The 13,308-nt window shown below is 64.8% G+C and carries 11 protein-coding genes; all 11 read right to left on the bottom strand.

What is annotated here, in order from left to right; genetic code table 11:
- Positions 1-129 precede the first annotated feature (129 nt).
- The 11 genes from ACZI8W_RS02810 to ACZI8W_RS02760 all read right to left on the bottom strand — a co-directional run bounded on the left by ACZI8W_RS02810 (position 130) and on the right by ACZI8W_RS02760 (position 13,116).
- Positions 130-2,859 carry a GAP1-N2 domain-containing protein gene (locus ACZI8W_RS02810; protein ID WP_463366949.1) on the bottom strand — a complete coding sequence of 910 codons (2,730 nt, stop codon included), beginning with the start codon at positions 2,857-2,859 and terminating at the stop codon, positions 130-132.
- 425 nt (positions 2,860-3,284) lie between these two features.
- Entirely contained in the window at positions 3,285-4,037 is a 753-nt protein-coding gene (locus ACZI8W_RS02805; protein ID WP_463366948.1) for an SDR family NAD(P)-dependent oxidoreductase, read from the bottom strand.
- Positions 4,034-4,870, bottom strand: coding sequence for a TauD/TfdA dioxygenase family protein (locus ACZI8W_RS02800; protein ID WP_463366947.1), 837 nt, complete (start codon positions 4,868-4,870; stop codon positions 4,034-4,036). The genes ACZI8W_RS02805 and ACZI8W_RS02800 overlap by 4 nt, the downstream gene beginning before the upstream one ends.
- A gap of 4 nt (positions 4,871-4,874) precedes the next feature.
- On the bottom strand, positions 4,875-5,210 hold the full coding sequence (locus tag ACZI8W_RS02795; protein WP_463366946.1) for a hypothetical protein: 336 nt from the start codon (positions 5,208-5,210) through the stop codon (positions 4,875-4,877).
- 10 nt (positions 5,211-5,220) lie between these two features.
- Positions 5,221-6,510: an aromatic ring-hydroxylating oxygenase subunit alpha gene (locus ACZI8W_RS02790; protein ID WP_463366945.1), complete on the bottom strand. Its 1,290-nt coding sequence runs from the start codon at positions 6,508-6,510 to the stop codon at positions 5,221-5,223.
- A 40-nt stretch (positions 6,511-6,550) separates the two neighbouring features.
- Positions 6,551-7,741, bottom strand: a complete 1,191-nt coding sequence (locus ACZI8W_RS02785) for a CaiB/BaiF CoA transferase family protein (RefSeq protein ID WP_463366944.1) — start codon at positions 7,739-7,741, stop codon at positions 6,551-6,553.
- A gap of 3 nt (positions 7,742-7,744) precedes the next feature.
- The gene (locus ACZI8W_RS02780; protein WP_463366943.1) at positions 7,745-8,662 is read right to left on the bottom strand and encodes an enoyl-CoA hydratase/isomerase family protein; all 918 of its coding nucleotides are present in this window, start codon (positions 8,660-8,662) and stop codon (positions 7,745-7,747) included.
- A gap of 12 nt (positions 8,663-8,674) precedes the next feature.
- A complete protein-coding gene (locus ACZI8W_RS02775) occupies positions 8,675-9,637 on the bottom strand; it encodes a TIGR03621 family F420-dependent LLM class oxidoreductase (RefSeq protein WP_463366942.1) in 963 nt (320 codons plus the stop codon).
- A 35-nt stretch (positions 9,638-9,672) separates the two neighbouring features.
- Positions 9,673-10,443 carry an SDR family NAD(P)-dependent oxidoreductase gene (locus ACZI8W_RS02770; RefSeq protein ID WP_463366941.1) on the bottom strand — a complete coding sequence of 257 codons (771 nt, stop codon included), beginning with the start codon at positions 10,441-10,443 and terminating at the stop codon, positions 9,673-9,675.
- The gene (locus ACZI8W_RS02765) at positions 10,440-11,363 is read right to left on the bottom strand and encodes an HpcH/HpaI aldolase/citrate lyase family protein (RefSeq protein WP_463366940.1); all 924 of its coding nucleotides are present in this window, start codon (positions 11,361-11,363) and stop codon (positions 10,440-10,442) included. Before ACZI8W_RS02765 ends, ACZI8W_RS02770 begins: the two co-directional genes overlap by 4 nt.
- 274 nt (positions 11,364-11,637) lie before the next feature.
- Positions 11,638-13,116, bottom strand: a complete 1,479-nt coding sequence (locus tag ACZI8W_RS02760) for an aldehyde dehydrogenase family protein (protein ID WP_463366939.1) — start codon at positions 13,114-13,116, stop codon at positions 11,638-11,640.
- Between the last annotated feature and the right edge of the window lie 192 nt (positions 13,117-13,308).

Raw genomic sequence — 13,308 nt, 5'->3', positions numbered from 1 at the left:
TCGGACCTGCTGGAGACAGTGTCTCAGACGCAACGAACACCCCATAACGGACGAATCTACGGCAGCGTCCACCCGTCATGTCGCGCATCCCGTGGTCGCGCGCGAGCGCACTCGAAACGATCCCCCCACTCAGAACGATCCCCTCAGTCTGGACACCGCGCGCTCCGCGTCGGCCACCCGCTGCACGTACCACCCTTCGACGAAGGTCGCATACGCGTCGCGGGCCAGGTCGACGGTGCGGTCGCGGAACTCCATGAGTTCGGCACTCACCGCCGCCTGCACCCCGCGACGGTCCCGCGGGCCGAGGTTCCACGGCTCCGGCAGAATCTCCGCGGCGACCTCGTCGAGGATGCCACGCTGACCGACGTCGGACTCGACGACGAAATTGGCCAGAACACCAACAGTTTCGGATACCAGGACCACATCCGGGGAACCTGGCGAACTCAGCACCGCGTAGGAGATCAGCCAGTTCTCGTCCAGTGCACCGGCCTGCGCAAGCTCGACGATCGAATCGACGACGAACCTGGCGTTGACTTCGACCGCGTCGGCCAATGCAGCAACATGCTGCGGTGGTAGCGCGGGAAGTACCGCGGACCGGGCCTTCGCGGCGACGATGCACACTGCCAGGCCGGCGAGCACGTCATCGGGTAGATCCGCTTCGTAGTGCCGGGCGTAGTCGGTGATCGTCGGCAGTCCGTACCGCCCGAGGTCCTCATCGAGTTCCTGCTGGGAGATCCCGTCCCAGCTGTTCCTCAGCCGAATCAACGCCCACGCCCCGGCCAGTGCGTCGTGCCGCGGATCTTCCTGCCACGGCGCGGCTCCTGCATGGTCCAGCAGGTTCAGGATGTGCCGGGCCAGTAGTTCGACGTCCGTGCTCCACTGCTCGCACACCACAGCATCCTGGAGGAAGCGCGGGGCAACCACACTCGGATACGTCTGAACCATCTGACGCCACTCTGCGGCCGTCCATTGCTGCGCGGCAACGACGTCGTCCAAGCCCGGGATCACTCCCGAGCCTTGGTCGAGTTCGTAGAATGCCCGCCACAGGGCGACGACCGCCAGCTCGCTCCGCACCCGCTGCCCTTCCCCTCGTTCTGCGAGGGCGAAGACCCCTTCGGCGATGATGACGCTCTGGGTGGTGTTCACCAAGGACGGATCCGCTGCGAAGTCGCCGAACGCCGGTACGTCTGCGATGTTGCTCGCGACGAACGCCAGCACGGACGGTTCGAGACGAGAGCCGGGCGGGCTGCCGATGAAGTCGAAGTGGCTGCTCACTGCGGGCTGCAGGTAGTCCATGCACGTCGATCGGCCGACCGCACCGACCTCCGTGACGAGCCGCGGACCTTGGGTGTCGTCGCACAGCACCGGCACCACCACGAGCTCGAGAATCTCGTGGGCCAGTTCGTCGCCGACATCGCTCATGAGATCGGCTCGGATGATCGCATCGAGCACCTGGAGTGCTGAGATGGCCACGTCTTCGATCTCGTACGCGGAATACAGGCGGTTTCGCAGCGCGCTGAGGATGCGCTCGGCTTCCGTCACCAGCTCGGGAGTGCGATCACAGTATTCGAGCAGTGCACGATCCGATGGGTCGGCGTTCCGGAACCACGCGCGATCGTGGAACACGCGGAACGCGAAAACCCGCCCGGCGAGGGTGCCTACTACCGGGGCCAGCCGGCCGTCGGCGTGCCATGTGCCGAAGACGCGGGCTGCCTGCTCCGCGGTGTCGCCGAAACTGCTGTCCACCACGTCGGCGATCAGCGACGCGAACTCCGATCCCATCGCCGTGTCGGGGCTATGTTCCAGCAGGACCGTCGTTGCTTCGTCCAACGAGTCGTGCAGGTCGCCGTCTGCCACCACCGCCATCGCCAGCGGCCACATCGGCGACAGGCCGTTGTCGCCCGCCTTCCTCGCGATCTCGTCCTGGTGAGCGAGGGTGCGGGCGGCGACCGCTTCGTCGACGAGGACGATCTGCGCCAGCCGCGACCAGGGGGTCACGGGAACCATGTCGCCGTTGTCGACGAGGTGCGGTCCTCCGTCGAGCACGCCGAGAGACGGCGATTCGTCCTCCCCGAACACGACGCATCCTGGACTGTCGCCCGGAAGGTCCTCGAGCGGAACCGCGACGAGATGCGCCCCCCGCGCGACGGTGTCGTCGACACTGTGCAACCTGTCGAAGGTCGACCATCCGAAGTTCCGGGCCGTTCCCGGCGACATGAAATGGGAGACCGCGGCGATCCATCCGGCTGCACTGTCGGAATCCGCACAGCCGAGGACGACGGGCGAACCACCGCGGAATGCTCGATCGATCGCGTCGAGCAGGACGCTGAAGAGACCGATCCGCGATGCGTTCCGCTCGAGGAGGAAGTCCACCGTGGCAGCACGTGAAGCGACATCACTCGGCCGAGGTTCCGGGGAAGAGAGAATCGCGGCAGCGACGTCGCGAGGCCCGTACGGCGTGAGCCACTCGGCCGAGCGCCATCGTTCGATCGGCCTGAGGCCGCCCGCCGCGTCGGTGCGCCGGTCGAGAAGTGCGTGGGCGAACACGTTTCCCGGCCGACCGGAGTAGTCCGCGCCCGCCGGAACGGTGTGCCAGTACAGACCTGAGTTTCCGCCCCCCGGTGTGTACACCAGTCGACGGGGGCGGTTCTCCACCTCCTCGGCGGTCGGGGACCGAGGAATCTGTCGGGCCGGTTCGAACCGCGTCACGACACCCGCGAGCAGTCTTTCCTCTTCGTCTGCGCTGATGTTTCCGGAGGTCTGTTTGATCTGCCAAGTACCGCCGCCGGCGCAGCCGGGGCGGTCGATGGAGGTGTAGGTGAGCTGACCGAACCTCGGGTGGTCGGCAACGGCGGTCATGTTACTCCGTCGCCTCGTCGAGTCGAGCCCGATCGAGCGCCGGCAAGCGGTAGTAGATCACGCTGCTAGGTGCCTCGATGACCTGCACCGATTCTGGGACACCCTCGGATTCCGAGCCAAGACTGTGCGCTTCCAGGTGCGCCCGATCCAGACCTGCCCGGGCGTGGTTTCGGTGGGACCCATGACAGCTGATCTTAGGCCAGTGCGATCACGGATCACATCGAGACCGGTCAGTTGCCTCTTCCACGTCGACCCCGTGTCGCACGGCGAGGGCCGCGAGGCCGTCGTCCTACCCTTGCCCCACTGCCCGCAACCTCCCCTTCCCGCGCGCATCCCAGCCTCCTGCACGTGCAATTGCACTCGCGGGAGGCTGGAATCGTCGCGGGAACGCTGTGGTACTGCAACCGCCACCGATATGTCGGGCGTCAGGTGTTGCGCCCGCCGTTCACGCCGATGATCTGGCCCGTGATGTAGCCGGCCTCCTCCGAGCAGAGGAACGAACACGCTGCAGCGATATCTTCGGGCTTACCCGGCCGTCGGACGGGGGTGCGGTCGGCGTGTTCGTCGACGCTGCCGCCGAGCAGTCCGTCCTTCTCCGACCCGCGCAGCATCGGGGTGTCCACGAACCCCGGTGGAATCGTGTTGACGGTGATACCATCCGGACCCAGCTCCAACGCGAGTGATTTCGTGAATCCGACGAGCCCCGCTTTCGACGCCACGTAGTGCGCCATGAACTGCTGGCCGCCTTGTGCGCTGGAGGACGAGATGTTGACGATCCTCCCCCACCCCGCCTTCGCCATGCCGGGCACCACTGCCTGACACGCGTAGAACGGGCCCGACAGGTTGATCGCGAGGGTTCGCTCCCACACCTCGTCGGTGATGTGGCCGAACTTCTTGAATCCGGTGATGCCGGCATTGTTGACGAGAACCGATACCGGTCCGAGGCTTTCCCGCACGCTTTCGACGGCAGCGTCCACCTGCGACCGATCGGACACATCCACGTCACCGAACGCCATGGCGGTATGGCCCCTTTCCAGGATCTCCTCGACGACCGTCTTGGCCGACGCGGCGTTCAGGTCGAGTACGGCTGTCGCGTAGCCGTCGGCGGCGAGTCGGTGGGAGATGGACCGGCCGATACCCGAGCCGCCACCCGTCACGAGTGCGACCTTGGCGGTCATTGCACGACCTCCTCACCGACGAGTGATGTGCGGAGCATCAGACGAGCCGACTGCTCTCCGTACGGGCAGGCGCGATGCAGCATGCCGGTGTTGTCCCAGATGACGACATCACCCACCCGCCACTTGTGCCGAAGGGTGAAGCGGTCCTGAGTCGACCAATCCAATAGTCGCGTCAGCAGTTCCGTGCTTTCGTCGTCCGTTCTCCCGACGACCCGCTCGGCGGTGGATCCGAGCACCATGGATTTCTTTCCGGACCCGCGGGTCCAGACCAGCGGGTGCTCGCGCGAGGGATTGCGGTCCCACGCCGCCCGCTCCTTCGGATCGGGATCGGGATACACGAGCAGTTGCGATGCAGTGAAGCTGTGCACCACGCGTGCGCCCTCGAGTTCTGCCGCGAGGTCGTCCGGCAGTTCCTCGTACGCGGCGTAGGTGTTCGCGAACTCGGTATCGCCGGTGTCGTCGTCGGACACCTGCCGCGCCATGAGGACGGTCGCCTTGTCCGGGATCTCGGCGGTGGTGCCGTCGATGTGCCAGAAGAATGTACCCTGCCGATAAGCAGCGAGTTTGCTCTGCGTCGCATCGCGGGTGACCTTCTGGATCTCCGGATGCTCCGAGTCGCCACCCAGCGGGAGCTGCGCGACCTTCCCCAGCAGCCGACTGAACGCGACAAGTTCGTCGTCGGACAGGTTCGCCTCGCGGAAGACGACGACGCCGCGCCGGTTCAGCGCATCCAGCGCTACATCGGCGACCTCCTGGTCTACGAGTTCGGCCCCGGACACGCCGCTGATCTCGACGCCCGTCGTGGGTCCGATATCGGTCATGCTGTAGGCCATGGCGTCACACCTCAGGTTCGACGACGGTGTCGAAGAACGCGGCACCGGAATCGGGGATCTTCGGCTGCCGGAACACGTTGACCGGGTACGAGACCATGACCAGTGAATACAGCAGGTGCAGCAGACGGGTCTCGGCCTCGGGCAGCTCCTGCAAATCGAAGCCGTTGAGGTAGTCGATCGCCTCTTCGGCACGCGGAGCGATCGCGTCGTAGAAGTGGTCGAGTTGATCGATGGTCCGGTCCATGCGGGTGTCGTAGCGTTCCTGCCTGGTGTTCAGAGCCCACTCGTCGACAAAGGGCTCGAGGTCCCGGAATGCTTCCGGCAGAGTCGAAGTCGTCATCAGTTCGTCCTTACTTGGAGCTGAGGTTCTGGTGAGTGGTGACCGTGTCGCGGACAACCTTGTGGAAGTTGCGGATCATCAGTTCCTGATCCGACAGGTGGAACTCCCGGTTGGCGCCCGTCGCCAGGGCCGAATGCGTCGCCTCGACGGTGTTCGAGTCCTGCATCGCGAACTCGATGGTGGTCTGAGCGGTCATCTCCTGGGCGAGACGCTCCGCGGCGTTACGTGGCGGCGGGAAGTAGATATCGAGCTCGTAGCTGTGCTCCCCGACCGTCTCGGGCCAGTACTGGTAGGTGATGTAGAAGTTGCGGGCCCAGATCTGCACCGAGAAGTTCGGGAACAACCAGTAGGCGTCGTTGCCCCAGGACTTGATGTTGCCGGGGTTGAGGACATCGGGCAGTGGGCCGATGTCCTGCACGTCGTCGGGTCCGAACAGGCCGGCGCGCAGCAGTTTGTAGATCCAGCGCTGGTTGCGCTCGGCGGGGCCGAGCTCACCGGCCTTGCGCGGGGGTAGCTGCGGCGGGCCCGGCACCGAGTTGAGCATGTGCGAGGTGAACAGGTCGTAGTAGTAGGAGTCCGGCGGCGGCACGAGCTTCTCCGCCTTCGACACGTCACGATCGATGAATCGGCCATGCACATACGGCGGGTGGTACCACTCGAGGATGGTGTCGATGGAGAGTTTCCAGTTGCCCTTGACCTTGGTCTTGTAGCCGTAGTGCTCCGTCATCTTCTCGAAAGGATAGTTCTCGACCGCCGTGAACTTCTCACCGAGAAACGAGCGCAGCGGCTGAGCGTGCGGGTCGAAGTTGACGAAGATGAAGCCGGCCCACGTGTCGCAGTGCAACTCGGGCATACCGAGGGCGCCCTTGTCGAGGTCGAAGAACTGATCCTCGTTGGTGACCTTGTCGACTTTACCGTCGAGGCCGTAGCGCCAGCCGTGGTATTTGCAGGTGAAGGCCTTGCATGAGCCCTTGGTCTCCTCGGCGGGATGTTCCTGCCAGACCACCTTGTTGCCGCGGTGGGCACACACGTTGTGCAGGGCCTTGACTGTGCCGTCGGCCTGCTTGACGATGACGATCGAGCCGAGCCCGACGAGTTCACGAGTGAAGTAGCTGCCGACACGCGGCAGCTGGTCGATCCGCCCTACCTTGAGCCACGACCGCTTGAACACCGCTTCGCGTTCGGCGAGGAAGAACTCCTCGGAGACGGCATCGTCGTAGCTGACGGGCCCGGTTCCCAGATCCGGGTATCTCGGGGTGAACTTCCCCTGGCCGGTGGCCAACTTTTCTTGGATTGCCATGGTATAGCGCCTTTCTCGTAGCAAATCTGTGACGTTCGGGTCAGATCACGCCGTCCGCGCGCAGGGTCGCGATCTCACTCGGGGTTCGAGCAAGAAGGTCTTGCAGAACGGGTTCGGTATCGAAGCCGAGTTCTCTGCCCAGCCATCGGATCTCGCCGGGAGTGTCGGACAGTGCGGGAATGACGTTGGGAACGGCGAGAGGGCCGATCCGCGACTCCGTGGTCGTGATGGTGCCGCGGTGCAGATACTGCGGATCTCGGGCGATGTCGGCGATCGAATACAAGGGCCCGACCGGCACCTCCGCCTCGACACATCGTTCGATCACCTCGTCGCGGCTGAGCGACGCGACCCACGCCGAGACGAGGGCGTTCACCTCGCCGCGGGCTTTCAGCCGCGCGGCCTTGGCGCCGAACAGATCCGGGCTCGCCAGTTCCGGGTTTCCCATCGCCTTTGCGAGGCGGACGAACATGTCGTCGTGGGAGCAGGCTATCGCGACCCATCCGCCGTCCGCCGCCTGGTAGTGACTGTGAGGGGTGACGTTGACGGTGTCGGCGCCCATCCGCTCGCGGACGAAGCCGAACTGCTGGAACGCGGGGGCCAGCTCGTCGAGCGCGCGGAAGATCGTTTCGTACAGTGCCAGGTCGACGACCTGCCCGCAGCCCGTGCGTTCCCGCGCCTGCAGTGCCGTGAGCACTCCGATCACCCCGTACAGTCCGGTCATGTAGTCGGCCAAGGACGTCGACCCCGGCGTCACGGGCGGTCCGTCCGGTTCTCCGGCGAGGTAGGCCAAGCCGGAGAACGCGTGGGCGATCCGCGCGAAGCCCGGAAGGTCGCGGTTGGGTCCGCTCTGGCCGTAGGCGGACACCCGCAGCATGATGGTGCGCGGATTGATCGCGTGGATCTCGTCGAACCCGAAACCGAAGCGCTCCATCACGCCCGGCCGGAAGTTCTCGATGACGATGTCGGCGTCGGCGATCAACTCCCGTAGGATCTGTTGTCCGCGAGGATCGGTCAGATCCAGCGTCACCGACCGCTTGTTGCGGGCTTCGCTGAGCCAGACGAGGGTGTCTCCGCACTCCGTCTCGGTTCCGAATCGGCGCAGGTGGTCGCCCACGCCGGGCCGCTCGATCTTGATGATCTCCGCCCCGAACTCACCGAGCACCGTCGCACAGAACGGTCCGGCGATGAAGGTGCCCAGGTCCAGGACCTTGATTCCGTCGAGCGCGTGCATGGGTCAGCCTTCCGCGGGAGTTGCTGCGCGATGGTTGCCGGCATCCGCGACAGTGTTTTCGTCCGGGTTCGTCCAGGGCTTGTCGTCCCAAGCGCGGTCCAGCGGCTGCATGTAACCGCCGACCGGGAAGAATGCGCGCTGCGCGTAGGTTTCGTAACCGATGCCCTGGTTCATCTGGTCGAGGAATGCGCGCTTGAGCTGGTGGGTGAACAGTTGACGGGTGTACCGCAGGGTCAGCGGCGGCTTCTTGACGAGGTCGCGGGCCAGATCCCACGCGCGATCGAGCAGCTTGTCCTTCGGGAGCACCTCCGCGACGACACCCCATTCCTTGGCTTCCTCCGCCGACAGCTTCTTACCGGTGAGCAGCAGGTAGCGGCCGCGGTTGTGCCCGGCAAGGAAGTTCCAGATCACGTGCTGTCCGTCGCCGGGGACCTGTCCGCGCGGAAAGTGCGACACGTCCTGGAACCACGCGGTGTCCGAGGCGAGCACGATGTCGCCCATGAGCGGTACCTCGGAGTGGATGTTGCAGGGCCCGTTGATCGCGCTGATCATCGGCACGTCGACATCGAGGACGTTGAACATGAGATTGCGGTTGTACCAGGCTTTCTCGTCGAGTTTCCAGAGTCCGCGATCGCCCGGCATCGCCTGGTAGATCGGAGTGTCGATAGGCGAGCCGTCGGGCATGTAGCCCCAGTCGGCGTTGTAATTCTCGCCGGTGCCCGTGTGGATCAGGCACTTGATCTCGCGGTCGCCTGCGATGTCGGCGAAGGCGTCGGCCATGTCGTCGTGTGATTTCCAGTCCCACACCAGCGACCCGCCGTTGGTGTGACACTGCATGAACAGAATGCCGTCTTCGGTGAGTTCGAACTTGTAGTTCGCGTACCGGTCCTTGTATTCGCTGAAACGTGATCTCTTGGTCATGTCTGTCCTTCTCTAGAGTCCTGCGAGGCGTTGCGCGACGGGAGCGAAATCCTCGAAATTGCTCTGCTGCACGGAGATGTAGTTGGCGCCGAAGGTCTCGCGACGTTTCAGCAGTTGGTCGGCGACCTCGTCGACACCGCCGACCAGGACGTTCGGATGGTCCGCGAGCCCGTCCGCGCTGATACGCAGGCGGGATGCGATCTTGTTCAGTGTGGTCTCGGTATCGTCGGTGATCTTGATGAAGAAGGGTGAGCTCTCGATGTCGAGGTCGCAGACGCGCTCTCCCGCTGCATCCCGGACGAACTGCAGTCGTGTGACCGCTTCCTGCTGCGGGGTGCGCCCCTGCCCGTTGACCGGTTCGAACGACACCGTGCTGATACTGGCGATGTCGGCCTCACGACCGGCCAGGGACAGCACCCTCTTGCGGCTGCCCCCGATGATGATCGGAGGGTGCGGCCTCTGCACCGGCAGCGGCAGTCCGGCATAGTCTTTCGCGGTGACGTGCGTGCCGCTGATATCCAGTGGCGCACCCGAGCACTGCGCTTTGAACAGTGCGACGACTTCTTCGAGCTTCGACACGCGCTCCGGTGCGGGCGCGAAGGGCACACCCATGGCGACGTATTCAGGCTCGCTCCAGCCGCACCCGATACCGAATTCGAGCCGGCCGTCGGACAACATGTCGAGGGTCGCCGCTTCCTTCACCAGCACACCCGGAACGTGGTAGTCGGTGCAGAACACCCGGCATCCCACACGCAGAGTGCTGGTGACAGCTGCGGCGACGGACATCGCGGCGATCGGAGCGAGGTACTGCGGTGGCCACCGGGCCTCCTCCTGCGCCGGCCCCGGGCCGAGGTAGTGATCGGAGAGGAAGAGCGTGGAGAAGCCGAGGTCTTCGACGCGGCGGGCGGTGTCGCGCCATTCGGTGGCGGTGGTGGCTTTGGTCGCCTGGACGGCGAATCGGAATGGTCGTGTCATGACTGTGGGCCCCGTTCGGAGTCGAGTCGTGCAGGTCAGCGTGCGACGTAGCCGCCGTCGACCGGGATGGCCGCCCCGGTGATGAACGACGATTCGTCACTGGCGAGAAACAGTGCGGCGTTGGCTAATTCCTGTGGGACTCCCCAGCGCTTCATCGGCTGGGGTGGTACCTGCCCCTCTCCGGTGGGTGGGGCGACGTGTCCGTCGGCGGCAGCGCCGGCGAGTCCCGTCCAGGTCATGCCCGGACAGATCGCGTTGACCCGGATGCCGCTCGTCGCGTAGTCGAGCGCGGCCGATTTGGTGAGTTGCACGACGCCGCCTTTCGCTGCGGAGTACGCCGCGATGCCCTTCCATCCGACGAGCGCCGACGCGGAGGCCGTGTTGATCACCGAACCACCACCGGAGGCGATCATGGCGGGGATCGCGTATTTGATTCCGAGGAAGGCGCCCTTGAGGTTGACCTCGACGACGTTGTCGAACGCTTCTTCGTCGAGGTCCGCGATGGGGCCGCGCTTACCGCTGAGCCCGGCGTTGTTGAACAGCACGTCGAGGCGACCGAAGGAGTCGACCGCTGCGGTGACCATGTCGCGCACGTCCGCCGAGTTCACCACGTCGACGTGCACCGCGACCGCAGCGTTGCCGATCTCGTCCGCGGTGTCCTTCTCCTGGCCGCTGATGTCGGCGCAGACCACCATGGCGCCTTCGCGGGCGAATAGGTTGGCGCTCGCCCGCCCGATGCCGGACCCGGCGCCGGTGACGACGGCGACCTTGCCCTCGAGACGACCCTTGCCCTCGGCTGTGCTCATCGTGCGACACCATGTTCTGTCTGTGTGAGTTCTGCTTTGACCAGTACGTTCTCGGCGAGACGCAGATGCCCGGCGTCGACAAGTTGGCCGTCCTGACCGAGCGCGCCGACGCCTCCGATCTGCGCTGCGCGGTAGCCGTCGACAAGTGTTCGGGCGTGCGCGATCTCATCCGGTGTCGGCGTGAAGATGTCGTTGGCGACCGGTACCTGGCTGGGGTGAATGGCCCATTTTCCGTCGAAGCCGAGCATCGCGGCGTGTTCGGCGTCGGTGCGGTATCCGTCGGCATCGGCGTAGTCCGGATAGGGGGAATCGATCGCGTCGACGCCCGCTGCGCGAGCCGCGGCGAGAACCTGGGCACGCGCGTAGTGCCAGAAGTCGCCGGGATAGGTGCCGGCAGCCGGTCGGAAGTTTCCGCCGACGCGGGCGTGCAGTGAGGCCGAGAGGTCGCCGACACCGAAGATGACGGCCTCGACGCGTGGGCTCGCCTTCGCGATTTCCTGGGCGTTGAGCAGGCCTTCCGCTTCCTCGATCAGCAGTTCGAGACCGATCGGCGTCGCGAGGCCGAGCTTCGACTCGAGCTGAGTGAGCATGACGTCGACCCACCACACATCGCGCGCGGTGCGGGCTTTGGGCACGATGATCACATCGAGTGCGTCGCGGGCGCCGGTGACGACCTCGATCAGATCATCGTGACACCAGGGTGTGTCCAGCCCGTTGATCCGGACCGCGCGGGTGGTGCGCCCCCAATCCAGCTCGGTGAACGCGTGCACCGCGATTCCTCGGGCGGCTTCCTTCATGGACGGTGCGCAGGCGTCCTCGAGGTCGAGGAAGACCAGGTCGGCGTCGGAGCGGGCCGCGGCCGCGCACATCGATTCGTTGCTTGCCGGCGTTGCCAGCTCGGAGCGTCGCGCACGTGTCACTTCGCATCTCCGTTCACGTGTGAGTGCAGCTGAATACTGTTGAAACACAGCACTATTTCGAAGTCCAGGCAGTCGTCGCGGGGTCGCCGAGGCTGTGGCGGCCGATTGGCGGTCGAGCCTTTCGAATATTAGTCATATGTTTAACACTCAAGATCGACCACGGTCAAGGGGTGCTGCATCATCCGAGTTTGCAATCCGTATCTACCTGCAGGTATTGGAATGTTCCGAAGACAATCCAGCACCCCTTCGACCACTGGTTAGGCGATCGATCAATTTATGGCAGGATCGTGGCCAGTGATTTGAGCTCGAGGAACTCCTCCAGGCCCGCCTTACCCATCTCGCGACCGATACCCGACTGCTTGTAGCCACCGAACGGGACGTCGGGTTGGAAGTAGTTCCCTCCGTTGATACCCAAAGTGCCCGTGCGTATTCTGCGCGCTACGTTCAGTGCCCGCTGCTCGTCGCCGCTGAACACCGCACCCGACAACCCATACGCAGAGTTGTTTGCGATTCGCACGGCATCGTCATCGTCGTCGTAGGGAATTACCGCAAGGACCGGGCCGAACACTTCCTCCTGCGCAATCTCACTGTCCGGATCCACACCGGCCAGCAGCGTCGGCGTGTAGAAGAAGCCGGGATCGACCTTCTCGCCGCCTGCTGCGAGCGTCGCACCCGCAGCAACGGCCCGCTCGACCATGCCGTGCACCTTGTCGCGCTGCTTCTCGCTGATCAGCGGACCCAGGTAGGTCTTCTTCTCTCGGGGATCTCCGTAACGAACGCGCGACATCATGGCCGCAACAGCCTCGACGATCTGGTCGTGATCCTTCCTCGGCACCAGCAGCCGGGAGTTGAGCGCACAGGCCTGACCTGCATGCATCGTGATGCCGAATGCCGCGTACGGTGCTATCGGCCCGTAGTCCGCATCGTCGAGCACGATCAACGCCGACTTGCCGCCGAGCTCGAGGAACACCCGTTTCAATGTGTCGCCGGCGGCCTTCATGATCTTGCGGCCCACCACGCTGGATCCGGTGAAGGTGACGACATCGACGTCGGGATGCGTCGTCATCACCTCACCTACGGCAACATCCGTCGACGACAGCACGTTGACGACACCGGCCGGGATGTCGGTGTGCTGGGCGATCAGCTCGGCGATGAACAGGGTGACCAGCGGAGCCTCCGGGGCCGCCTTGAGCACCACCGTGCACCCCGCGGCCAGCGCGGGCGCAAGCTTGGCGAGCGCCAGTTGATTGGGGAAGTTGTAGGCGACGATGGCCGAAACGACACCCGCCGCTTCCTTCTCCACCCAGCGTCGGTGCTGCCGGCCGAGGTACTCGACCGAGCCGAGCTCCTCACTGAAGTCGTAGGTTTTCAGCAGGTCGGCGTAGTAGCGGACGATCTCGAGCGGCCCCTCGAGCTGCGCTTCCTTCGTGAGCGCGACGGTGGCACCGACCTCGGTGATCGTCAGTTCCCGCAGGTCCTCGAGGTGATCGAGCAACGCCTGATGCAGCTGGTCGAGGCAGCGCTGCCTGAAGGCGACGTCCGTCGCCCAGTTCGTGGTTTCGAACGCGCGGCGAGCAGCGGCGATGGCTGCTTCGGCATCCTCGCCGGACGCGTCCGGCGCGTAGCCGAATACCTCGCCGGTAGCGGGGTCGACGGAGGGATATGCGATGGCGGCGTCGCGTAGCTCGCCTCCGATGAGCAACCGCTGGTCGGTAACGACATCGGCGGGGACATCTTGTTCAACTGAGGGCATTCAGCTTCTCCTTCGAGGTTCGAAAGGTGAATCGACGTGTGCGCGGGACCGCTGGGGATACCCACTGAAAGGAATCCATCGTCGAATAAAGCAGTGTTGGTGGGTGATACGGATCGAGGTAGGCACACTCATGCATCGGAACGCGGACGCGCCGACGGGTGGAACAGGGCCGAGAACGACACCGCGTCCAGC

This window comes from Rhodococcus ruitaii (assembly GCF_055230935.1).
The sequence above is the reverse complement of the archived record's forward strand: the minus strand, read 5'-3'. Positions and strand labels throughout refer to the sequence as shown.

Bases quoted from the DNA above. Each gene is read 5' to 3' on its own strand.
- ACZI8W_RS02810 (WP_463366949.1), bottom strand. From the start codon at position 2,859: ATGACCGCCGTTGCCGACCACCCGAGGTTCGGTCAGCTCACCTACACC.
- ACZI8W_RS02805 (WP_463366948.1), bottom strand. From the start codon at position 4,037: ATGACCGCCAAGGTCGCACTCGTGACGGGTGGCGGCTCGGGTATCGGC.
- ACZI8W_RS02800 (WP_463366947.1), bottom strand. From the start codon at position 4,870: ATGGCCTACAGCATGACCGATATCGGACCCACGACGGGCGTCGAGATC.
- ACZI8W_RS02795 (WP_463366946.1), bottom strand. From the start codon at position 5,210: ATGACGACTTCGACTCTGCCGGAAGCATTCCGGGACCTCGAGCCCTTT.
- ACZI8W_RS02790 (WP_463366945.1), bottom strand. From the start codon at position 6,510: ATGGCAATCCAAGAAAAGTTGGCCACCGGCCAGGGGAAGTTCACCCCG.
- ACZI8W_RS02785 (WP_463366944.1), bottom strand. From the start codon at position 7,741: ATGCACGCGCTCGACGGAATCAAGGTCCTGGACCTGGGCACCTTCATC.
- ACZI8W_RS02780 (WP_463366943.1), bottom strand. From the start codon at position 8,662: ATGACCAAGAGATCACGTTTCAGCGAATACAAGGACCGGTACGCGAAC.
- ACZI8W_RS02775 (WP_463366942.1), bottom strand. From the start codon at position 9,637: ATGACACGACCATTCCGATTCGCCGTCCAGGCGACCAAAGCCACCACC.
- ACZI8W_RS02770 (WP_463366941.1), bottom strand. From the start codon at position 10,443: ATGAGCACAGCCGAGGGCAAGGGTCGTCTCGAGGGCAAGGTCGCCGTC.
- ACZI8W_RS02760 (WP_463366939.1), bottom strand. From the start codon at position 13,116: ATGCCCTCAGTTGAACAAGATGTCCCCGCCGATGTCGTTACCGACCAG.